This window comes from Proteus columbae, assembly GCF_002777965.1.
In the GTDB taxonomy this organism is placed as follows: Bacteria; Pseudomonadota; Gammaproteobacteria; order Enterobacterales; family Enterobacteriaceae; genus Proteus; species Proteus columbae.
This window is the reverse complement of sequence record NZ_NGVR01000027.1, coordinates 21,922-43,914: the sequence shown is the minus strand read 5'-3', so window position 1 is coordinate 43,914 and position 21,993 is coordinate 21,922. Positions and strand designations below refer to the sequence as shown.

The window sequence follows — 21,993 nt, the reverse complement described above, 5'->3', positions numbered from 1 at the left end:
TTCCTACCACCATTGATAAATTCTTGTAGTTAACTGCTTTAAACGGTTTTGTTATTTTGTTGTTGATAACGATGTGGGTATAAGATCTCTAACTCAGTTATTTTCCCACGATAAAAAGCTGTTAATTTTTCAGCCAGTTCCAAAGAAGCTGTTTGAATACCTCTTTCTAATCGTGAAAGATTTCCTACATCACAATTAATGGCATTAGCCACTTCTGAAATTGTTAGATTTAGTTCTACCCGAACTTTCCTTAATGGTGTTTGCATACAGCCCCCTTAAATGCGTTACACGCATATTATCACACAGATAAATATGCGCAATACGCTTTGTGTTGTACGCATAAATAAAGTTGAATTGAGGTATGAAAATAGGAACAAGAATTAGAGAGTTGAGAAAGAAAAAAGGATTAACAATCCTTCAGTTGGCCACCGCTATTAATAGTGATGTGGGCAATATTTCTCGCCTTGAAAGAAATATACAAGGCTATACAGAAAACACTTTAGTAAAGATAGCAGAAGCACTGGGTGTATCTGTTGCAGATTTATTTACTGAAAATGTACCAGAGCCAGATGAAATCAAATTTATAGGAAAAGTGCCGTCAGGAATGGTTCAAGTACGTGGTGAGGCGTTCTTAGGTGTTGATGGTGCTGTTGATATGATTGAGGCTCACAATGGATGGCTGAAGATATACAGCGACGACGTTGATGCATACGGACTGAAGGTTAAAGGCGATAGTATGTGGCCTCGTATTCAATCTGGTGAGTACGTTGTCGTTGAGCCCAACACCGCTGTCCGTTCTGGTGATGAGGTTTTTGTTCGCACTGTTGAAGGTCACAACATGATTAAGATATTCAACAAGACTCGTGATGGTGATTATCAATTTACTAGCATCAATAACTCACACAAGCCAATAACATTACCTCCTGATCAGATCGAGTCAATGCACTATGTGTCAGCTATTGTTAAGCCAATTAAATATATAGATGTATGTGAAAAAACAGGTAGAGCGTTGTTTTAATGACCTGACGACACGTTTTAGGGTGTGGTTGATAAAAATAATATAATAGTGGGATCTGATTGAAGCGATTGTATTAACCAATTATCAAATCAAAAATGAGATAACAATGAATACCAACATAGCTATAAAATTTGATTACAGTAAAGATAGAAAAGATCCAGAGGATATCTTAAATATTTTAACTGGTTACGTTAAATTTTATAAAAGTATTGGAATAATAACTTTAGCGTCAATAAATGAAAAAGATAGCGCTCAATTTAAATTAATTGGTTTAGAAACAGGTTCTGCTATAGCTATTATAAGTTGCATAATAGAAAAATTTAATAAGCTACTTGATGCATCTTCATCTAAATTATGCAGCGATCTGTACGAGTCTAGCGAGATATCTAGTAGAGATGATATTGAGATTATCGCTAATAATATGTCTGATACCATTATGGGTAACGATATTAATGAAATGAGGCTTGAACCCGTTATAGACATAGAAAAACTAGGTAAATCGCTATCTGATTTATCAGTATTAAATTCCAAACTTAAAAATGATGAATGTACATATATTGGTTTAGAAAACATTAACGGCAACAATTTTTTTAACTATAAAAAAATGAACAAAAATTTCACGTTTACTGGTGACGTGGATGAGGTTCTGTCAACAAAAAAAAGACATCATAAAAGAAACTCAAAATTTTATGTTAACGTGCCTGTGAATAAAGGAGACACAACATGGAAACTAGAAGAGATAGAAACAAAAAATACGTTTTCTGCTAAAATAATAGACAATGACTGGCTAAAACAATATCAGGGTGGACTCATAGACCCTATTGGGCCAAATGACCTTATGGAAGCGGTTATAGAGTACACGGAAGTTTATATGGAAAATAGCAGTAAAAATAAAAAAAGCAAAATAAAGGATGTTAAAATAATTGAAGTTATGAGTGTTGTTCGAACCAAGGGGTATCAAGGTGACATATTCCAAAAACGAGAATAGAAAAAATAGAGCCAGAAGAGCGGATGTATACGGTGAGGCTATATTTTTTCTAATTCCTGTTTTAGGAATGTTTATTGTATCAGTAGCGAAGAATTATTCATCATTAGGATCAATCATTGATTATTTGTTGACAACTTCTGACTGGTCATTAATGTCTGCAGTCATATTTGGGCAATGTGCACATAAAATGGCTAAAGTGATACCAATAATGCAAGGAAGTATAGATAGCGCTCAGTATTCACTCTATGTTTCTAAAAGAATATTTTTCATTGTAGTTTCAATGCTTACATACGCAATAATCACATTTTTCCCCAATATATATTTTGGTATAACTCAAGTAATTATATTTATATTCTCAATGTATGTTTTTTTAAATGATGGATTAGCAATTCATAAATTAATAGATGTCCATAATTCGAAGTAATACCGGGCCCTCCTTGTGAGGGCTTTTTTGTATCCTTTTCCCACCAAAGAAATGATCTGTATTTCAATCTGATATTTTTAAAAGACATAAATAGAAAATCAAACGGATAAAATTCATCCTTTTATATTTTTGTAAAAAACAAAATATGCGCTTGACGCATTTGCGCAAAAAACATATAGTGATTTTATCTGATGTCAATTGACGATAAATAAATGTATTTCGTTGTAGGAGCCGCCATGACAACTGAACCGGTAATCATACCTCCAGCTAATTTCACTGATGAAGATGTTGTTGATTGGATGGAAGAGAAACTATCGTCTATCAAAGTCCTCGGTGAGTTAAACGCAAGACGTGAAGAGCTGGTGGATAAACTAGCAAAACTGGATGCTGAAATAGACGAGTGCAGAATCAAAAGCGCTATTCAGATACAAAGTGAATAATTTTTATGTGTGAAGAGAAACAATTGTGTGGAGGGAAATTGGCGTGAGTAATGGAAACGTAGTTGAACTTAAAGTGAATGGCGCCACGGTCTGTTATTTGAATACGACAAGCGCCATATCAATTGATTATTTGTCATTTATTGATAAAACAATTGAGACTTTAATGAATGATAAAACATCATTAGAACTAGAAGCAAATACTAAGGGTAAAACACTTAATCATGAGCATTCAGCATTCTCGACAATTAAAGATCCCAAAGGTCTTTAATAAAAGAATCAACTCTAATTGTCGTACTGCCTTTAGATGCTTTTAAAAAATACTCAACCACATTATCAGGTAGATTGGTGTTCCATTTATCATAAGAATACTTAGGAAAATATTCATTAAAAATACTTTGTACTGAATATTCACCACCTTTTATATCTGAAATCATATTGCACTGATAGAGACACTTTGCAATTAACGTTGATTTAAGCATTTTATTTTCTCTTGGTTGTGTAGGAACTTCCAAGAATACCACCACCGCCTGAGGTGGGAAAATAATCAGGCACAATATTTGAAGTGTAAATCCATTTTTATTTTTTATTAGCAACACTAGGGAAATCTAATCTCGATTAATTCGAGAGGAATTCTTATTACCTAAAAATTGTGTGGAGAGAATATGTCTTATATTGCAACAGCAACAAATAAACATTTCTATTATCTCGATGTACGGATCGAGGATATAGATATTCAAGATATTGCCAGTGGCCTTGCTAATGAATGTCGCTTTAATGGACAGATTGATAATTTCTATTCTGTGGCTCAGCACTCTGTATATGTCAGCTATTTAGTTGCACCTGAATATGCTTTAGAAGCCCTGCTTCATGATGCTAGTGAAGCATATATCAAAGATTTACCACGTCCTTTAAAAGCTATCTTAACTGAATATCAAATGATTGAGCACAATATTGATTTAGCCATCCGCAAAAAGTTTGGGCTACCTGAAACAATGTCTGATGCAGTGCATTTTGCTGACTTAATGATGTTAGCCACAGAAAAGCGTGATTTAGAAATTGATGTAGGTAGTAACTGGTTAATGCTTGAAGGTATTCCATCAAGTGATTTTGTTGTTAACCCACTAACACCGCCACAAGCAAAAGCCTTATTCCTCCGCCGTTTTAATGAACTTTATAAGGGAACTGAAAATGGCTAACGGATCAGTAAACAAAGTAATTCTTATCGGCAATTTAGGGCGCGATCCTGAAATTCGCTACCTGCCTTCTGGTGGTGCTGTTGCTAATTTAGCTGTGGCCACATCAGAAAAGTGGCGAGATAAACAAACGGGTGAAAACCGAGAAAAGACAGAATGGCACCGTGTCGTTCTGTTTGGAAAACTCGCTGATATCGCCAGTGGCTATTTGTGCAAAGGCTCTCAAATTTATATTGAGGGCCAACTACAAACGCGCGAATGGGATGATAACGGTGTTAAACGCTATACAACTGAAATTGTTGTAAAAGTTGGTGGTTCGATGCAGATGCTAAGTGGTGCAATTAAATCGACAACTTCACAGACTACACCACTATCACAACCACCCGTAGGTTTTGATGATATTCCATTTTAAGTACAGTAAGTAAAAGTGATAACAAAGACAACGATGGTTACAATAAAAACTAGTGATATACCAACTACTAAATCAAGTAATGTACTAGATATTTTTTCTATTTTATCTAGCTCAAAATCATCATTTAAATCTTTGTTTTCTTTTCCATTACCAAACATATATAAATTTCAATTAGAGTTAAATTTACATTTTGTCTAAATATCTTAGTTAATCAAGCGAATTATTCATCTTAAATTAAATTATTAAGATATGTAAGCAACAAATAGCTACTAATTATTAGCATCAACTAATATCTATTTAAACTGTGTACGGACAGTGTGGAGAGAAAAATATGCAAATGTTGACTTTAGAGGAGTGGGCGCAAGAAAGATATAAAAGTCGCCCACCAAAGTTAGGAACGCTACAACGATATGCTCGTGGTGGCCTGTTCTACCCACCAGCAAGGAAAGAAGGTGGCATTTGGCGCGTGAGAGAAGATGCCGACCTTGTCGGTAATTTGACATCACCGGTTATCAATAATAACGATAACCCTATTTTACAAAGGATCCTCAAAGATGGCTGCCAGACCTCGTAAAAATAACGTCAATATTCCAAATCTTTACCCTTTATTTAGTCGTAAAGCTAACAAGGTTTATTGGCGTTACCGCCATCCTGTAACAGGTAAATATCATGCCCTCGGTGACAATGAAGCCGAGGCGAAAGCAATAGCCATTGAAGCTAACACAAGGTTAGCGGAACAACGTAGCCGACAAGTTATGGCTATTGGTGATCGGGTGGCAAAAATAAAAGGTAAAGAAATCACGGTTAATACTTGGTTGGATAAATACTGGGTTATTCAAGAAGAGCGTTTAAAGGAAGGTGATATAAAACCGAATACTTATAAACAAAAAAGGAAGCCGGTAGATTTAATGAGGCAAGCCTTATCCATGAAACCATTACCCGCTGTTGATGCCAGAGATATTGCTGAAATTCTGGATGAATATAAATCTAATGGTCAGCACAGAATGGCACAAGTTATTCGCTCTGTTTTAATTGATGTATTTAAAGAAGCGCAACATGCAGGTGAAGTTCCTCCCGGTTATAACCCTGCCCTCGCTACTAAACAGCCAAAACGAAAAGTAACTCGCCAACGCCTTAATTTTGATGAATGGAAAAAGATATTTGAGATTGCTGATAAACAACATCGTTATGTGGGAAATGCCATGTTGCTTGCGTTAATTACTGGCCAACGATTAGGTGATATTTCCGCAATGAAGTTTAGTGATATTTGGGATGATCATTTGCATATTACTCAAGAGAAAACGGGTACTAAATTAGCTATTCCATTATCACTACGTTCTGAACAATTAAATATGTCATTACGTGATGTTGTTGCCCGTTGCCGTGATCGCGTTATTAGCCCTTATCTTATTCATTACTTTCATACTACTTCACAATCTAAACGTGGTGATCAAGTTACTGCAAATACGCTAACGACTAACTTTAAAAAAGCGAGAAATAAAACGGATATTGATTGGGGAGAAGGAACACCTGCAACATTTCATGAACAACGATCTTTATCTGAAAGGTTATATAGAGCACAAGGTATAAACACTAAAGATTTACTCGGTCATAAGAACCAAATTCAAACAGATAAATACCATGATGATCGAGGAAAAGATTGGATAAAAATCGTGATTTAATTGCCTAAATTTCAGGTGGTTTTGATAATTCATTTTGATAATTTTTTGATAACCATTTCAAAATTGACAATAAAAAACGGGAACTAATAAGCTCCCGTTAACTATTTATCAAATCAACAATTACATATGTTTGATAATCGCGTCACCAAACTCGCTACATTTCAGCAGTTTAGCGCCTTCTAACTGACGTTCGAAATCATAAGTTACAGTCTTAGCAGCAATCGCGCCTTCCATACCTTTAATGATTAAGTCAGCCGCTTCAGTCCAACCCATGTGGCGTAGCATTATACCCATAATAATTTCGTAACTTATTAAATAAATTATAATTATTGGAGGTGATTATTTATTTTTATGTGATCTTGGTTTGTATGTAACTGATTGATTTTTAGTTTGGGTTGGAGTGGTTTTGGGGAAGTTTTTTAAATGATTGAGAGCTTATTAAACTTGCCGCCAAACACTCAAACCTATTATTTATATTAAATAATAGGTTTAGTTATAATAATTAAAGCTAGTAATAATTTAGAGTATCTTATTTAAAATGAAAATAACAATTTATTATTCAACCATTCGAACTTGATTATCAGCTTTGAGCGAGGAGCAGAAATTCGAAATTGTTATCAACATGGTATAGAACTTGATGGAAATGTAGTGCAATATGAGGTGATCAACTTTATGCTATTTCAGGTGTAGCACAGAATTTTTTTTATTTTACAATCAATCCATTGGAATCTAAAATGGCTATTCGGAAAAGTATCCCAAACGAAACCAAATTGCGGTTATTTTCGGCATCGGCAGGTCATTGTCAGAAACCAGATTGCCTTAAGCCACTATTCCCAGCAGAGATAGGCGGTGATAAGCATATAGCTGAAATGGCACATGTGATTCCTCATGGTAAGGCTGGGCCTCGCCACGAAGAGAGGCCTGCTGAGGAGTTTGAAGCTGACTTATTTGAAAATCTCATACTACTATGTCCAACTTGCCACACTATTATTGATAAAGAGCCTGACTCATTCCCAAGAAGCATGATTTTAGATTGGAAGAGCAACCATCTTTCAGCCTTAGCACATAAGCAAGGTATTATTTGTTATGAAGATAGAAGACAAGCAAGAGAGGCCATCATAGCAGCTATGGATGAAAGTAAGGCTATATGGAAAGAGTTCGCTCCTGTTGACGGGACTAGATCTGAGTTCGATCCTGAGTCTGAAACAGCTCAAATTTGGTCGAAAAGGATGAAAAGTGTCATTTTACCTAATCACTTCCGCATTCAGGCAATCATAAGTATGAACTTATGTCATCTGACAGCTGAAGAACGGGAAACCTTCGCACAATACAAAGAGCATGTTCGTGGACTTTCTGAGCGCCATATTTGTGGTGTTTCTGGAAGAGCCATTCGTTACCCTCAAGATATGGATGGAATATTTGCATGAACTGGCAAGTTAAATATGCACTTGAAAATATAAATAACGACCTCAAAAGAACAGCTTCAGCAGAACATGTCGCTGAAGATGCAATCAGAATTTTTATCCAAGACAGACCTGACACATTAGCTATTATTTCCGCATCATATGAGATCACTATTGAGATTGCTAAGCAGTATCATGAAAAATTTCCTGATTTAGATTTTATCTGTGGTTACAGAAAAGAGTGTGTGTGGACAGGTGAAGCTATCAACTACTTAAGTGATGCAAGAATAGGATGGGGCAATGCAGGCACCTTATATTCTGCCCTTTTAGACAATAATGTTAATATTGCTTCTCACAAAGATTATTTTTTCTCGTATCGGCTTATAACTCAAATGAGCGTTGTAAGAAGTATAGAGCGGGAGTTTGATCGCGTATTCAATATTGATTTAGCCAATGGTCGCAAGCTGAGGGTGGGTATGCTACTTGAGTATGAGCCCACAGCTGATGCCGTGCGATCATTTTGGGATAAGTTTGGTCCAGTTGATGTCATGTGGAACATTAATCCTAACGGAGATCCTACTAAAAATGCCCTTGCAGCAGGGCGTGAACTTGGTTGCGGAGTCATGAAATGGTCAGAGTTCAAGAAATTAATTCTTCGCCATTGATGTCGGTAAGCGACGTGGCACGCCACCTTTTAAAAACGTGCCAAGCATTGAAGTTTTTTGAATGCTTTATGTTTGGCTCGTCGCTTTTTAGAGTAGGCACGGATTATGATATTTTGGTTATAGGTCCTTCAGGAGAAGCATTAATCCAACTAAAAGCAGAGCTAAAGCTTGCAGGAGCGGAATTGCCACTAGATATTTTATACATGCTTCCACAAGAGGCGGAGGAAACAGATTTTGTTGCAAAGCAAAAATGTATATCCCTTACCCATTTAGTGACTCTGGATTCACTAGTTATGTAACTTTAAGAATCTCCGTTTTGTTTGCAGAATTTTGGACTACAAACTTCCGCTTTTGGCACCGTACCGCCCAGCTAAAGAGACGTAAAGCCAGCTACGAGTAAGAAGCCGAAATTCATTATTTATATCTATCGATGCGTTACATACATTACCTTCAACTAATCAATGGGAGTAGGTCTAGGTTTCTATTAGTTGTGCATGACTCCTACTATCCTTAGATTAATTCCCCGATCTAAAGTAGCTTTTTTACAGGTCGGGGCTAATCAGTAGTATAACTGTCAGTCAGGCATAGTTGGTAATGATGAGTTAATGAACTTAATATTAATACAATTCTTTTTTAAGCATAGCTCATGCCGCTTTTGAAGCATGCTAATGAACGTGTCAGTATTTGATGAACTTAATTTCATATTGTAAATAATTTCTGACACACTGATAACATTTATGCAAATTTTGTGTCGCCTGCTAATATCTTCAATTAACCCAATTATTTCAGGCCACTCTTTTGACTCTCTATATTCATCTATTAGGACTATGCCATAGAAATCATAATCGCCACCATGCAAGAGTGTTATTCCAGCAGAGTTATATATTTTCTCACCTCTATTTATTGCTTTATAGACCCCTTCCAGTTGATTAATTGCTTTCCTGCAGTGTTTAATCATGCTCGATGAAGCTCGTTCACGAGATTTATCTAGAGTCGATACGTTTACTTGTAGGCATTTAGACTCAATCGCAATAACTTTATTGTTTAGCGAGCAAGTTAATACATCTGTTAGTTCTCTTTCCTTTTTCCCAATCGTTACTAATGGAGACAAGGTCGTTGAGGAGTTATCCATCAGGCAAATCGCCTGATAAATCTGACGTTCCTGCCGCGCGCCATCAATCTCTGTAGCCACTTCATAACTTGATGAACCTTGATGATTTACATGATGCGTAAGGATAGTCTCAAGTTCTTTAACCTTAATGGGGAAGTGAAATTTTAACACATTGAATCCCGCATGTTTCACATCATCAGATCCTAATGAGGCACATACCGAATCAGTGAATTTAATGTTATCTAGATGATTATTTGCTGAAGAAAATTCAAAGTTTGCAATTATGTTATAAGCTCTTTTGTTTCTAAAGTTAGTTTTTATATTTATTGTTCCATATGCAACGCTCGCGTCAGTCTCGTCGAATAAAGATAGGTGGATATCTGAGTCTAAGAATGAATCATCAAAAATATTATTGCGATTACTCCAACGTTGAGCAAGTATCCCATGGAAAGGTGATGATTTATTATCAAATACTTTTAAGGCCAATGCGATATTATGTGGGGGATTTATTTTAACAAATAGATAAAATTCTATCTTAACACCAAGTAAAATGGACTTGATGACTGATGTAGGTAATTTTGCTACTAACGCTTTATCGCCTGAAGAATTGGACTCACAAAAAACTCCAACTTGTTCTGATGCTAAAATGTCACAAAGACTTTTTGATGGTAAGTACATTATCTGGCTCCTTGTATGCCTCAATCAGTAACTGTGTTAAAGCCCATCTATCACGCTGGCTGGATGTATATCATACATACCGTGAATGTACAGCAATGTGTTGTTAGCATGATAAGTGTTATAAACCCTTATTAGGTAGTCTTGCGTAATCAATCCAGAACAGCCTTCAGACAGCCTAAATACATCATCAAGCCCACTTCTGTAGACCTAATAAGCCACCATTGACTTTGCTCTCGGTTGATCAATACGCGGTGATGTCAGTAATGTTTTGACTAACCCTGCCCCCTAATATCGCAAGCCACTGTAGTGACGTCCGCTATTGGCACAAAGCAGACCACCAACGAATATATTTCTTTAGTGACCTTTTTCCCATCAATTAAACTAACTAAACTCTTTCCTAGCCCCCACCATACTCCCTTACATCAATATAAAAATACTGCTTTCCTAGCGAGGTTGTTGACATTTGTCCGGCTACAATCATGGAATGAGGAATAATACGGTTACCTCGTCCACATAGGGTTACTCTAATCGTTTTTCCTCCCATAGAATCCATCATCCCAATATGTCCAATTGTTGTGATTAATACCGCACAGGGGAAACCGACATCCACGCCACTCCAATTATTTCCTGTGAGCACAAAGTTATTTCCCTCTAATAAATTAAGCGGTCTTTGGCTTGAAGCATGTGTAATAACACCTTTATGATAAATTTGAATTCCCCATTTTTGAGGATGAAGTGAAATATGATAAGAAGACTTCACAAATACATAGAGCTCATATTCTGCTGAATTGCCTTGAATAGTATCGATTAAATTCACACACCACGCATTATTCTCATAAATTACTTCAGATAATCCACCTAATGATGGATTAGAAGAATTAAGAACTCGAATAAAAATAAGTGGCACTGCGTTATTATTACCTTCGATAATTTTAATTAGCCCCGGCTTAGTTTTTATCTTTTTTAAAAATACGGCTGATTCATAAGGTGTTAATTCTTCGGTAATGCCCTGATTAAAAAATAATGCACCATATTTACTCATTTAATTAGTACCATAATAATTCCATTAATCGATTGACTACCGCGTAGAGAATTCCACGAAATTTTATTATTCTCGACTTTAACAGTGAAATAAGATCCTCGGTTTCTAGCTACAATATAGGCGGCCAATGACCGCCCTTTAGGAATATTATTATAAGTTTTACTGCCATTCTGAGTGACCGCTATTTGGTCAAAAATAAACGAACGCCCTGTGATTTTTATTGGCTTTCCTTTTTCATATATCTCTATTCCCCACGACATGAAAAATCCTCTACGGCATCAGAAGATACCCATCCACCCAAGAATTTAAATCCTAATTGAGGTACAGCATGATAAAGAGGCCCTTTAATGGTTTCTCTCTTTTTATCAAACTTTACCAATACAGGTTGTTGATAATGAAAAGTTTTTATTTGGTAAACACCTTGGCAATCGACTTTCTTATATCCAGAGGTACACCCTGACAATAATAATGCTGTAATTAAAACAATAAACTTCATACGCTACCCTAAATAACCTATTTTTGCCGCTAACTGATTGTTTTCATCGTAAACATAAATAGTATTATTCGTGATCACTAACCGCCCTTTTGTTCCTCCTGAGTTTATATCTAACCGTCCACGAAATACTGCATCATTTAATTCCACATTCCCTGTTGTGGCATCAATATTAAATCCTTTCTTACCCGCTAAATAATTAGTGGAGGTTATCTTTTTACCTACTGATAATTTATCAATGGTTGCCTTGCTAAATAACGCATCATTGAAAAAGGCTTGTCCATTTTGGATCACAAAAGGTGTCACCACTTTACCGTTTAATGACGATATCACTGCAAAGTTTTGGGCATTGACCAGAAATTGACTATTTCCTTGTGCATTAAACCCTAAACCAATGCCCGTAATGACTTTATTCCCTTTGCTATCTTGCTGGACTTTCATTGTCCATGATGCCGAAATTTTGCCATTTATGTCTGTGACCACTTTCGAAGTTTGTTCGATTTTGGCTGAACTTGTACCCACTTGGCTTTCTAGGCGAGTGACTTGCTGAGCGGTCGAGGTCACTTTACCTGAAATCTCAGTCACTTTAGTTTCAAGTTGGCTTACCGCATTCGCCGTTGCATTGGCTTTCTGTTCGCTGGACTTAGGTACATCATTCGCCACAAATCCTTTCGGTGCCACAGATTGTTTGTTGTTGGTATAAGTGCTGGTGATGATTTGATGGTTAACACTCTTGTGTTTAGTTAACTGATATTTTGCCCCTCCCCGCAAATAAATATATTCCACGGAACCATTTATTAATTGAGCGGGCCCCATCACAGGAGATTGATTTGTCCATCGCCAATCAAAATTATCAATGATGCGATTTTCAGACTGTGTTCCCCATCCAGAACCACTGACTTGCCATTCCACAATCATGGCAAAGCCTTTGGTGCTGTGCGTCGCATAGCTGGGTTTATTATCTGAATATTGCCCTAAGGTTCTAAAAACCTTAAAGGCATAACGTCGAGAGGTCACTAAAGGCAAAATCACTGGATAATAGGTGTTTTCATTAAGTTTCGATAAATCTAAATCCACCACCACAGACTCCGTTAAATCGGCTTTCACTTTATCTAATTTGCTGGATAACGTTTGTACCTGAGAAGTTGCGGACGTCACTTTGCCATCAATATTCGACACTCGCGTATTTAATGCATTAACCGCACTACTATCAGCTTTCCCCTTAAGATTTGAATTGAGCGTTGAAATCTCTTGCGTTTGGGCTTGCTGTTTCAAGGTGAGGGTTTCTAATGATTTATTAATCGCTGAAACATTCCCATTCATCCGTGTTTCCAATGACTGTCTGGCTTTAGCTTCCGCTTGGTCGCCTGTAACACGCGCTTGCTTCTCTGCGGAGATAAGTCCTGCGGTGACTTTCGATAAATCATTGCCGGTATAATCACCACGAAGTTGAGTGGCTAAGGATTGCCGTTGTTGTGCTTCGGTTTGATCACCCTCAATACGTGCTTGTTGCTCTTGTTTAATTGCGGCGGCCTGTGCTTCTGTTGCCGTTGAAACTTGATTTATCCGCTCAGCCAGTAATTTTTCTGATCCCTCCCGTTTTTTTTCACTTTCTTCAATCGCCACGCCTTGCCTCATTGACTCTTCTAAAAGCTTGTCATGATTTAGCCTCATTAACTCATGTAATTCAGTAATATCGATTTGGTTAGCTTTGCCGTTAATTTCACCCAATAGGTCTTGTGCGAGTTGATCTCGACTAATTTGCCCCGCTAATTCCTCAAGAATTAAATCGGTTTGAGAAGAGCAAGTACCCGAAGCTTCCACAAAAGGTGATTTGCCATAGCTGTTGATTGTTCGAACATAAAAATAATACGTATGCCCTGCTTGTAAATTCTCTTGCGTCCAGAAATTCCCTTGGCCAACTTTATTTGTTTTGGTGATCACTTCATTTTCAGAAAGATTAGCGAGTTTTTCCTCACTAAACCAAAATTCAAAGGTATAACCAAAGACAGCACTATCGCCTTGTTTCGGTGCAACGGTCAAATTAAATAAGCCAGAGGTGACATCAATATGCTCAGGAGGCGGTGGTGCTTGAATGGCAAAATCACTGATAGCGGGTGCCGACATCGCACCGGCCACATTTGTTGCTCTAACTTCAACACGATAAGTTCCTCGCGCTAATCCGTTAATATCGACACGCTCGGCCGGTACCTGAATAGATTGAATAACGTTGCCTTCTTGAAGAATAGTGACGGTGTTATAGCGCACATCAGACGCCACATTCTGCCAAGAAAGCGTACCTTGCACGATGTCACTGACTGCAAGTGGAACAAAGGTAAGATTAATAGGTGAAGCAACACCGCCAGTGGGTAAACTCACAAATGGTGGACGCTCAAACGGTTTACCAATCACATCTTCATATAAATAGGCACCATCCTCTTCCAACGTTAAAGCCACACCCTCTAAAGCATGAAAAGACCATTCGGCAATACGAAATTCCAGTCCACTAATCCCCAAAGCCGGTAATTCTAAAAGCACAACTTCCCCCGGACGATAAGCATAGCCGTCTAAGTTCATAGTGAGTTGAACCCGTCTTCCTGCTTTCTTTTTGCGAAGATATTGGCGGGCTAATCGTTGGGCTTGATAAGGGCTGGTGACAAAACGATAGTCGATATTCTCCCGAATTTCTAAGCCATCGTCTTTCACCCATTCGTCCACAATTACAGGCGTGAAATCCGTTTTTGTATACAACTGTTCGGCATCAATAAACGTGCCATACACCGCATTGGTCGCGTCTTTTAAACCTGTTTCAGGGGTACAAGTGACGGTACCAATCAATTGTGATTCGGTGATAGTTTTTATTGCCGGCCCATAATATGCGCCGATTTGAATACCGTGTTTTCCTGCTGTAAATGTCGGTTCAGCGTTAATACATTTGTGCATCGCTTCCAAAACACTGGATGGACTCTCATTTAAATCATAAGCACCATTAAGGGTATATCGCGACTCAAATCCACCTTCTGGCAGACCCACTTTTTCATCACATAAATCGGCTGCCTGTTTAAAGCTGTCAAAATCAATATCCGTATCAGGCACTTTTAAATAATGGCGGTAATAATCCAAAATCACTAAAGCCCCATTATTACTCCATGCAGTTTGCCCAGTGCGAGGATCAAACAGATGTTTTCCCCAAACTTCACATTTCACATTGGGTAATCCATAGGGGAATTTTTCTTGGTCAAATGTGAGTGTCACACGTAACCACGCCAGACCTCGCCCAATCATATCCTCTTTCCATGACGGGCAATTTTTAAGCATAAAGGGATCGACATCTTCCCTATCGTTATGTAATTCCCATGACGCTTTATCACCAAACGTCTCAATGAGATCATCACCCAACCAAATCTTCCCGATTTTCTCTATGGGGTGCCCTGCCAGAGCCAATGTCAGTGTGATTTTTTCGTTTTCATCTTGTTCACCCGCCTCTTCTTCGGCAAAGAAAAGCAAACCCGATATCACTGTTTTTCCGACGATCACGGTTTCAGGCGCAGACGATGAACGTAACATCTGTTTGCGTTCACCCGTATCTCGATAATTCATGGAAGGCAGTTTAGGCTTAAAGATAAGCGAACCCGCGACTTGGACTGCGACGCCTGCTGCCATCAGTGCCATCCCCATCGCCGAGGTAACGCCTCCGGTAAATAGCCCTGCAATCATTAAGCCTGCGCCCACGACTTTTGAAATTAATCCACCACTCCCACCCATTATTCCACTCTCCACGCTTTGATTGGGTTAATCTGCACTGGCTTCACGCCTTGTGGGGTTACGCCCCAATAATGCCCCGCCCAAACCACAGCTAAACTGTCACCGTCCTCACCTTTAAACAGTACGAGGTCGCCACGCTGAACGCGCTCAATCTCAATGGATTTGAAATAGCGTGATACGGCTTTCTCTAAGGAGCCAAATTTAGATTTGAGCAGGTTGAAGGCTTCGGCTTTGGTTTTATAGTGATTGAGATAAGGCTTTATCGGAGAGAAACCGCATTGTGCGTAAATACATTCAGAGGCAAAAATACAACAATCAAATTCACCCCATGAAAAAGGGCGACTCATTGCCGCCCTTATGGTTTCGGGTAATTTAAGTGTCCAGTTGGGTTGTTTCATGTACTGACCTTAAATAGCAAAAAACCCACAAAAGTGGGTTTAACAAAGCAATAGGATTATTTATAAATAAATGCAGGTGCATCTTTCTTGCTGCCCCAATAAATAGCCCGTTCAGCCATTTGAGCAACATAACGAAAGATACGATCACCTTGTCTTCGAGATGACCACGACTCATCGGTGAATCTATTGGGTAACCCGATTGACCATCGCTCGAATCGATTAGAAACATTAACACATACGGCATTTTCTTCGCCAGACACCACATTGATAGATGTGATTTGTCCGACAAATAAGACTTCAGCAAGAAGCGGTTTTCCCTCTTCACCGATGGCGACCATCATCAACCGGACTTCGCGTCCTCGACTTTGCTCATTCATCACCATTCCCACCAGCGATTTATCAAAACCGGCTAATTTAAGCTGTAATTGTGGGGGACTGGTTGTCTTATTTTCTTTTAGCTGACTGATTTCACCTAAACTGCCCACGCCCAAATAAATTTCCCCCGCAATAATCAGTTGCCCAACGCCGGTATGCGCACAGGTGACGCCTGATTTCAAATCGAGTCTGGCGGCTAAAACAATATAAGCCCCCTCATTAATCGCGTTGACCATGGCATCAGAAAATGGATGATATTGCATTAGTACAACACCTCCTCAAAAGATAACGTGATATGGGTATACCCCAAGCGACGATGCTGAAATTTACCCTGTTCATTATCAACGAGACGAAAAACCCCAAAAGGACGCTCAACTTCGAGCATTTCATTGACGGTAGGTGATGTTCTTAACATCGGCGAAATAAGAATAATGGCACGGCCTTGATTATCACTGACCACATCCGCCACCACCATTTTGAGTTCATTACCCACAGTTAAACGATCCCCTTGCTGTAACACCCGCATATTGCGCTTCCAGTCCTTTGTTTCTAGCCGATTACCTAATTGGCTCGGTATTGCAATACGAGGCGAACCATACCCATAACGCCCTTTTCTTATCCAACTGGCTATTTTGACCCGTCCTGACATGCCATCCAATGAAGCCACCAGCGCTTCTAACTGGCGCGATTTCTCTTCATTTAAATTATTAAATGTCAGCTCACAACGCCAACGACTTCCTGGAAAGCGTACCGTCTGACTACTTCCATTAAACGGCGAGGTAAAGGTTTTGCTGTTACTCAATAATTGCCAGTTTTCCTGTGTGGGGATCACCTCTTTTGGCCATTCAAGAATAGACATTTAGACTCCTAATGTTCTGCGTGCTGCACCATTACTTTGAAAGTCTTGTAACATCATCGCGTGGGCTTTCTGTGCACCGGCTTCTGTCCCTTGTTGTGCGGCTTCTTTCATTGCCTGCGCAAGTACAGCGTCACCATTTCCTGTCACCGTAATATGATTAACGACGGTCATTTGTACACCACCCGCACGGGCTAACGTTGGTTGTGGTGTAACGGGTATTCGCCCTGCGACCGCTCCCACAAAGCCCCCCGAAGCATAACCTTGCGCCGCATGCATTAAGCGATAGAGATTGCCGACACCCAATTTAGCCGTCGCTTCTTTGGTAAAAACAAACTCACCACCATGCACAATCCCTTTAGGTTCAAATTTACCTCCATGCCCCGTATAGCCACCGTAAGCATGCCCTTTGCTCATCCATCCCATATCAAAGCCCATTGCTTGTCCGCCTGCTTCAATGGCTTTGAAAACCAGCATTTTCATCACCATTCGAGTGATATCGGAGATCACCGCATTGGCAAAATCTTTAAAGCTTCCTTTACCCGTTAAGGCAAAATCGGCTAATGCATCAGACATATTATTCAGGGCATTGGTGGTGACGTTTCTAACGTTTTCCATTACATCCATAGCCGACTCACTGAAATCCGATAAGCCTTGTTTTAATCCCGCCATCGGATCGCCTTTCATGGCCTCTCGCTTCCTCAGCTCTTCCTCAATCTGCTGTTTAGTGAGTTCAACATTGCGTTGTAAGTTCGCCAACTCTTTTTCGCCTAAATCCACACTGGCTTGCTGATACAGCACATCAATCTGACGAAGGGCATTGAGCTTTTCTTGCTCTGCGCGCGATTTTCCTATCAAGGTAGTTTCAAATTGCATCTGCTCAATTTCTTTACTGCGATCATAAGCAAATTGCGCAACCGAGTTGGCACGCGCCAGATCATCAATGGCTTTCGCTTTTTCTTTTATCGTCTCAATCGCTTTGGGATCGATTTTTAAGATGGCATCAAACTTATCTTTATTTTGTTTGATATCAGCTAATGCGGATGTGTATTCATTAAAGGAAGAAGTAGTGCCATACAGCTGAATGCTTTGCCCATCCGCAATCAATGAGGCTTGTTTTTCCTCCAATTCCGTCAAGATTTTGGTGTATTGCTTGGCATAATCAATGGTTGATTTGTGGCTGGGCTTATACGTCCGTTTGGCTTGCTGTACCAGTTGAGCCTCAATTTCAGCTTGTAAGGCCTTATCGTAGCCTTGCATATCTGGCGTAATTTTGCGTGAAGCCAATACATCTTCTGCATTTAATTTCGCTAATGCCTTCCCTGTGGCTTGCGCTTTTGCCACTGAACGTTGCGATTTTTCAATCGATTCATCAATCTGTTTAGCAATCGCCGTGGCAGCATTCACTTGGCTATTTGTCGCCTGAAGCGTGATATCAATGAGTGATTCATATTCAATGCCTAAACTCTTTAAACTCGCCTTAAGTGAATTGATAACGGCATCAACATTTTGTAACTCAGTGGCATAGCGTTTATATTCCGGAGCTTGATCGCCCACTTTTTCTTTGAGTGTCGCCAACATATTTTGCATATTGGCTCGCTGACGCTCTAAGTTATTAACTTGCTCTGCATATGTCCCCATCGCAGCATCAAGCTCTTTTTGCTTTTCAGATACTCGTTTAAGGTATAAATCCCCCACACCTTGTTCAGTAAACGCCTTTTCACTCTCAACGCTGTATTTTGATAGACCTTGTAAGGAAATAACCTGTTGTTTAAGTTCCTCGATTTTCTCCAATTGCTCGTTAATGCCCGATGAAACTTTACTTAAATTCGCCACTAGCGTGGCATTGCTCATTTTGTTTAACGCATCTGTTGATGTATCAAGGGAATTGGCAAATTCAATCGATTCTAACTTGGCTTGTTTGACATTTTCGCTGTATTCATACAATCCCATACCCAATGCCACCACACCGGTCAGCACCAATCCAATAGGGCCACCCGCTAATCCCATAACACTGTTGAGCGCTCGCCCTGCCACTGTTGATTGACGCCGAGCGGTCGTTAATGCACGTTGAGCGACGTTTTCGGCGGTTAATGCTTGTGTATAATTTAGAGAGGCTGTTCTTGCGAGTGATTTTGTGGCGATAAGGTTATCGAGTGCGATTTTTTCAGCATTAGTGCCTCTAGCAACTTGATATTCCATTTTGGCTCTATTGAGTGCCGATGTAGCAGCTTCTTTATCCGCCCATGCCTTCCTCACGGCACTGGTTGCTGCCACACTGTTTGCCTCTGCACTCTGTAATGTAGCTTTGGCCTCATTCAATGTTGCCTGATTTTTCAGATAAGTAGCTTTCGTCCATTGAGAGAGTTTTGCTACCAATGCCGTGACAGCAATTCCTTCAACCACTTTAGCCACTAACGATAGATTATCGGCAAGAGTGGTCATCCCTGTGGTTAAAAGCTGAGTCGCACCAGTACCTTGATTCGCTTCACCAATAAATTTTGTCATCGCCGATTGAAGATTGGTGAAACCTTGGCTAACCGTTGTCACACTGGTAGCAAATTTTTTATCCACACTGTCGGCTGCACGCTCTAAAGCTTGAATGACTTTCTCAATCGTCATTTCACCGTCTTGGGCTTTCTTCCTTAATTCGCCCACACTGACACCCATGCCGTCAGCGATGGCTTTCGCTAACGCAGGCGTTTGCTCCATCACCGAATTCAGCTCTTCCCCACGTAACTGCCCCGAGGCTAATGCTTGACCAAATTGAGTTAATGCCGCTTGGGCTGCGGTGGCACTCGCTCCTGAAATCGCCACGGCTTTTGAGACAGTTTCCGTGAGTTCAGCGACTTTTTGCTGACTTAATCCTAAGCGATCGGCATTATCCGCAAAACGTTGATAAACTTGTGCTGTGGCATCCAATGATTGATAGGTTTTTTGGGCAATGCCATAGACTGCTTGTGTGGCTTTATTTAACTCGACAGAACTTTCTGTCACCAGTTTTAAACGGTTCTGTAATTCCGTCCAACTATCAGCATAATTAATGACTTGATGAATGGATAATGCACTTGCGGTGACACTCGCAAAACGGGCAAAAAGCGCCGAGGATTTTGCGGTTTGTGATACCATTCGCTCTTGTTGTACGGTGATAGCTTGAAGACTGACGCGAATACTTTGCCCAAATTGTTCTGTTTGGCGCTGGCTACGGTTGATCGCATTTGTGAAATTTGCCATATTCAGCGTCAAATCAATATTTAATCTACCTAATGCTCCCGCCATAAATTCAATCCTTGGTATGAACACTACAAAAGCAAACTTTCACCCTGAATAAATGCAATATTCCTTGTTATTTGCTATTGATTTAATTATTGATAAACTGAAATTTCGAATAATAGAGGGGGTTTTATGAGACTTATTCTGGCGTTATTACTACCTTGGTTACAATTTTTCACGATTGGTCGCCCATTTGCTGGCATCTTCTGCCTTATCCTACAAATCACATTAATTGGCTGGATCCCTGCGGCTATCTGGTCGGTTTATGCGCTTTCTCAATACAATACGGATAAAAAAATTGAGAAAATGTCTCGCGGTGGTTAACGATTAAGCCCCACTGATGTGGGGCTATCGATTAGCTAATACACTCTCAGTAACGTTATCCCACAGCTCTTCTTCCGTGATTTTCTTCTTCCACATCGGCATAAAATCCATCAATTCAGGCGGAAACGTTTTCGGATCACGATTTATCATCGCAATAAGATGCGCCACTTGTGCCATCCGATAATCCTCTCGCCATAAACCAAAGGGTTGTTTGCGATAAAAAGCTTCATATTCACACAAGTGGCTTTCGGGCATTTGCTCGATTTCCGCGAGGGTTTTTCCCAATGCCAGCGACAATATCAATTGAAATTGTCGCCGTTCTCCGAGTTTTTTTCGCTGTTCCCCGCTTCGGCTGTAAACACTGCATTAGAGAACCCTTGCCCTAGACGATTAAGACCTTTTAAATCTTCTTCATTTTCAGCATCAAAAAGCAGTTCTCCTTTTTCATCACACAACTTAAAGGCCAACATTCTGGCGACATCATATTCATCGTAAACACGATTTATCGCCTCATTAAATTGTTCGGGATCGTCTTCGTCTAAGTAAATATCCTGCGCTTCGGCTAGCTTGATTTTAATTTGGCGAAGTTTGCGCTGAATGTAATTCATGGTGCCAACATCCAGCTCTTTGACATAAAAGGTGTTGTCTAAATAGGTAAAAGGCGTCACTTTCAGTGCTTGGTTTAACACTAATTCACGCAATAAAGCGTTAGACATAATCACTCCTAAGTTTTTTTATCGAGAAGGGAGATGAGAAATAATGAGGTGGATGAGTTACGGGTTATTTCTTCGTATTCAAATAATCACGGCCAGACAATTTAATCGAGATCCCCGAATCCATCATTTGCCCTACACTGCCATCAATGTTCATGCCTGTCTCGACAGAGCCGTAATAAAACATGGAGCCTTCATCTCGCGTTAAGACCATTTTCACCGCAAATTTTTCTTTGCTGTTTTCATATTTACGCAAGAGTCGCTGCACATCACTGGAGCTATAACGTAAGAAGAAGGTCAATTTAATTGAGCCGTATTCCGTATCACCGGATTCATATTCTTTGCCATCACTGCAAATAGTGGTGACATCAATTTGTTCGGTTGTCGAACCGTCTTTGCTGAAACTTTTTACCGCACAGAAATTATTAGACCATTGAATGCGTTGTGCTTTGGCGTTTGCAAAATCTGTGGGTAACGTTTTATCACTCCAATCCACTTCCTCACACAGGGTCACTTTGTTGCCATCAACCTGTGCAATGGGGAAACGCCCATCTAACTCCCCGAGTCCCGATAACATAATCATGTCATCCGCTTTCAGTTTATTATTGGCGATGGTAATAGTTGCCGGTGATAACGTGGCTTCTGTCACGGTCATCGCCTCTCCTAAGCCTGTTTGCACAAAGATCTTCGTGCCGAGGAAAGGCGTCGCTTTATGGTTTTTTGACTTTGCCATATCCATT

At 39.7% G+C, this 21,993-nt stretch carries 28 protein-coding genes and 1 pseudogene; 13 read left to right on the top strand and 16 right to left on the bottom strand.

Features of this window, described 5'->3' with window-relative positions:
* Window positions 1–38: 38 nt before the first annotated feature.
* Window positions 39–266 (bottom strand): helix-turn-helix domain-containing protein, encoded by a 228-nt coding sequence (locus tag CBE70_RS14235; RefSeq protein WP_023582536.1) that lies wholly within the window; start codon window positions 264–266, stop codon window positions 39–41.
* 95 nt (window positions 267–361) lie between these two features.
* Here CBE70_RS14235 and CBE70_RS14230 point away from each other — a divergent pair, with 95 nt between their 5' ends.
* The 5 genes from CBE70_RS14230 to CBE70_RS14210 all read left to right on the top strand — a co-directional run bounded on the left by CBE70_RS14230 (window position 362) and on the right by CBE70_RS14210 (window position 3,138).
* Window positions 362–1,018, top strand: coding sequence for an XRE family transcriptional regulator (locus tag CBE70_RS14230; protein ID WP_198585723.1), 657 nt, complete (start codon window positions 362–364; stop codon window positions 1,016–1,018).
* Between the two features lie 106 nt (window positions 1,019–1,124).
* Complete coding sequence (locus CBE70_RS14225) at window positions 1,125–2,006, top strand: hypothetical protein (RefSeq protein WP_100159837.1); 882 nt, start codon at window positions 1,125–1,127, stop codon at window positions 2,004–2,006.
* Window positions 1,981–2,430: a hypothetical protein gene (locus tag CBE70_RS14220; RefSeq protein ID WP_100159836.1), complete on the top strand. Its 450-nt coding sequence runs from the start codon at window positions 1,981–1,983 to the stop codon at window positions 2,428–2,430. The genes CBE70_RS14225 and CBE70_RS14220 overlap by 26 nt, the downstream gene beginning before the upstream one ends.
* A gap of 236 nt (window positions 2,431–2,666) precedes the next feature.
* The gene (locus CBE70_RS14215; RefSeq protein ID WP_100159835.1) at window positions 2,667–2,870 is read left to right on the top strand and encodes a hypothetical protein; all 204 of its coding nucleotides are present in this window, start codon (window positions 2,667–2,669) and stop codon (window positions 2,868–2,870) included.
* A gap of 43 nt (window positions 2,871–2,913) precedes the next feature.
* Entirely contained in the window at window positions 2,914–3,138 is a 225-nt protein-coding gene (locus CBE70_RS14210; protein ID WP_100159834.1) for a hypothetical protein, read from the top strand.
* On the opposite strand, the gene CBE70_RS14205 is transcribed toward CBE70_RS14210, so the two are convergent.
* On the bottom strand, window positions 3,116–3,382 hold the full coding sequence (locus tag CBE70_RS14205; protein WP_370992538.1) for a hypothetical protein: 267 nt from the start codon (window positions 3,380–3,382) through the stop codon (window positions 3,116–3,118). The genes CBE70_RS14210 and CBE70_RS14205 overlap by 23 nt on opposite strands.
* A gap of 150 nt (window positions 3,383–3,532) precedes the next feature.
* On the opposite strand from CBE70_RS14205, the gene CBE70_RS14200 reads away from it, so the two are divergent.
* Both CBE70_RS14200 and ssb read left to right on the top strand, forming a co-directional pair.
* Window positions 3,533–4,066, top strand: a complete 534-nt coding sequence (locus CBE70_RS14200) for a hypothetical protein (protein WP_100159833.1) — start codon at window positions 3,533–3,535, stop codon at window positions 4,064–4,066.
* On the top strand, window positions 4,059–4,475 hold the full coding sequence (ssb, locus tag CBE70_RS14195; RefSeq protein WP_100159832.1) for a single-stranded DNA-binding protein: 417 nt from the start codon (window positions 4,059–4,061) through the stop codon (window positions 4,473–4,475). The genes CBE70_RS14200 and ssb overlap by 8 nt, the downstream gene beginning before the upstream one ends.
* Here ssb and CBE70_RS18305 read toward each other — a convergent pair.
* Entirely contained in the window at window positions 4,472–4,633 is a 162-nt protein-coding gene (locus CBE70_RS18305; protein WP_157926013.1) for a hypothetical protein, read from the bottom strand. The two genes, ssb and CBE70_RS18305, sit on opposite strands and share 4 nt — an antisense overlap.
* 173 nt (window positions 4,634–4,806) lie before the next feature.
* On the opposite strand from CBE70_RS18305, the gene CBE70_RS14190 reads away from it, so the two are divergent.
* Both CBE70_RS14190 and CBE70_RS14185 read left to right on the top strand, forming a co-directional pair.
* A complete protein-coding gene (locus tag CBE70_RS14190) occupies window positions 4,807–5,049 on the top strand; it encodes an excisionase (RefSeq protein ID WP_036894694.1) in 243 nt (80 codons plus the stop codon).
* On the top strand, window positions 5,030–6,157 hold the full coding sequence (locus tag CBE70_RS14185) for a site-specific integrase (RefSeq protein ID WP_100159831.1): 1,128 nt from the start codon (window positions 5,030–5,032) through the stop codon (window positions 6,155–6,157). Before CBE70_RS14190 ends, CBE70_RS14185 begins: the two co-directional genes overlap by 20 nt.
* Before the next feature lie 120 nt (window positions 6,158–6,277).
* Here the strand turns inward: CBE70_RS14185 and CBE70_RS14180 are convergent.
* A pseudogene (locus tag CBE70_RS14180) lies at window positions 6,278–6,445 on the bottom strand (isocitrate/isopropylmalate family dehydrogenase); the annotation flags it as partial.
* A gap of 446 nt (window positions 6,446–6,891) precedes the next feature.
* Between CBE70_RS14180 and CBE70_RS14175 the strand changes: the two are divergent.
* The 3 genes from CBE70_RS14175 to CBE70_RS18545 are packed head-to-tail and all read left to right on the top strand — an operon-like array spanning window position 6,892 to window position 8,524.
* The gene (locus tag CBE70_RS14175; protein WP_100159830.1) at window positions 6,892–7,584 is read left to right on the top strand and encodes an HNH endonuclease; all 693 of its coding nucleotides are present in this window, start codon (window positions 6,892–6,894) and stop codon (window positions 7,582–7,584) included.
* Complete coding sequence (locus CBE70_RS18550; RefSeq protein ID WP_232797403.1) at window positions 7,581–8,225, top strand: hypothetical protein; 645 nt, start codon at window positions 7,581–7,583, stop codon at window positions 8,223–8,225. Before CBE70_RS14175 ends, CBE70_RS18550 begins: the two co-directional genes overlap by 4 nt.
* A complete protein-coding gene (locus CBE70_RS18545) occupies window positions 8,189–8,524 on the top strand; it encodes a hypothetical protein (protein ID WP_232797402.1) in 336 nt (111 codons plus the stop codon). Before CBE70_RS18550 ends, CBE70_RS18545 begins: the two co-directional genes overlap by 37 nt.
* A 275-nt stretch (window positions 8,525–8,799) precedes the next feature.
* On the opposite strand, the gene CBE70_RS14160 is transcribed toward CBE70_RS18545, so the two are convergent.
* From CBE70_RS14160 to CBE70_RS14120, 9 genes are all read right to left on the bottom strand, one after another.
* Window positions 8,800–10,014, bottom strand: a complete 1,215-nt coding sequence (locus tag CBE70_RS14160; protein ID WP_100159829.1) for a hypothetical protein — start codon at window positions 10,012–10,014, stop codon at window positions 8,800–8,802.
* Between the two features lie 397 nt (window positions 10,015–10,411).
* A complete protein-coding gene (locus CBE70_RS14155; protein ID WP_100159828.1) occupies window positions 10,412–11,056 on the bottom strand; it encodes a hypothetical protein in 645 nt (214 codons plus the stop codon).
* On the bottom strand, window positions 11,053–11,316 hold the full coding sequence (locus CBE70_RS14150) for a hypothetical protein (protein ID WP_100159827.1): 264 nt from the start codon (window positions 11,314–11,316) through the stop codon (window positions 11,053–11,055). Before CBE70_RS14150 ends, CBE70_RS14155 begins: the two co-directional genes overlap by 4 nt.
* Window positions 11,301–11,552: a hypothetical protein gene (locus CBE70_RS14145; protein ID WP_100159826.1), complete on the bottom strand. Its 252-nt coding sequence runs from the start codon at window positions 11,550–11,552 to the stop codon at window positions 11,301–11,303. The genes CBE70_RS14150 and CBE70_RS14145 overlap by 16 nt, the downstream gene beginning before the upstream one ends.
* Before the next feature lie 3 nt (window positions 11,553–11,555).
* Window positions 11,556–15,314, bottom strand: coding sequence for a phage tail protein (locus CBE70_RS14140; RefSeq protein ID WP_100159825.1), 3,759 nt, complete (start codon window positions 15,312–15,314; stop codon window positions 11,556–11,558).
* Window positions 15,314–15,712, bottom strand: a complete 399-nt coding sequence (locus CBE70_RS14135) for a DUF6950 family protein (RefSeq protein ID WP_100159824.1) — start codon at window positions 15,710–15,712, stop codon at window positions 15,314–15,316. The genes CBE70_RS14140 and CBE70_RS14135 overlap by 1 nt, the downstream gene beginning before the upstream one ends.
* A gap of 56 nt (window positions 15,713–15,768) precedes the next feature.
* A complete protein-coding gene (locus CBE70_RS14130; protein WP_100159823.1) occupies window positions 15,769–16,350 on the bottom strand; it encodes a hypothetical protein in 582 nt (193 codons plus the stop codon).
* Window positions 16,350–16,946 (bottom strand): hypothetical protein, encoded by a 597-nt coding sequence (locus CBE70_RS14125; RefSeq protein WP_049217140.1) that lies wholly within the window; start codon window positions 16,944–16,946, stop codon window positions 16,350–16,352. The genes CBE70_RS14130 and CBE70_RS14125 overlap by 1 nt, the downstream gene beginning before the upstream one ends.
* A complete protein-coding gene (locus tag CBE70_RS14120) occupies window positions 16,947–20,222 on the bottom strand; it encodes a phage tail tape measure protein (protein WP_100159822.1) in 3,276 nt (1,091 codons plus the stop codon).
* Between the two features lie 126 nt (window positions 20,223–20,348).
* On the opposite strand from CBE70_RS14120, the gene CBE70_RS14115 reads away from it, so the two are divergent.
* A complete protein-coding gene (locus CBE70_RS14115) occupies window positions 20,349–20,540 on the top strand; it encodes a YqaE/Pmp3 family membrane protein (protein ID WP_004242485.1) in 192 nt (63 codons plus the stop codon).
* A 24-nt stretch (window positions 20,541–20,564) separates the two neighbouring features.
* Here CBE70_RS14115 and CBE70_RS14110 read toward each other — a convergent pair whose 3' ends face one another.
* From CBE70_RS14110 to CBE70_RS14100, 3 genes are all read right to left on the bottom strand, one after another.
* On the bottom strand, window positions 20,565–20,795 hold the full coding sequence (locus CBE70_RS14110; RefSeq protein ID WP_232797401.1) for a phage tail assembly protein T: 231 nt from the start codon (window positions 20,793–20,795) through the stop codon (window positions 20,565–20,567).
* Window positions 20,796–20,839: 44 nt separating this feature from the next.
* Window positions 20,840–21,256: a hypothetical protein gene (locus tag CBE70_RS14105; RefSeq protein WP_100159820.1), complete on the bottom strand. Its 417-nt coding sequence runs from the start codon at window positions 21,254–21,256 to the stop codon at window positions 20,840–20,842.
* A 64-nt stretch (window positions 21,257–21,320) separates the two neighbouring features.
* The gene (locus tag CBE70_RS14100; RefSeq protein WP_100159819.1) at window positions 21,321–21,986 is read right to left on the bottom strand and encodes a hypothetical protein; all 666 of its coding nucleotides are present in this window, start codon (window positions 21,984–21,986) and stop codon (window positions 21,321–21,323) included.
* Window positions 21,987–21,993: the final 7 nt, after the last annotated feature.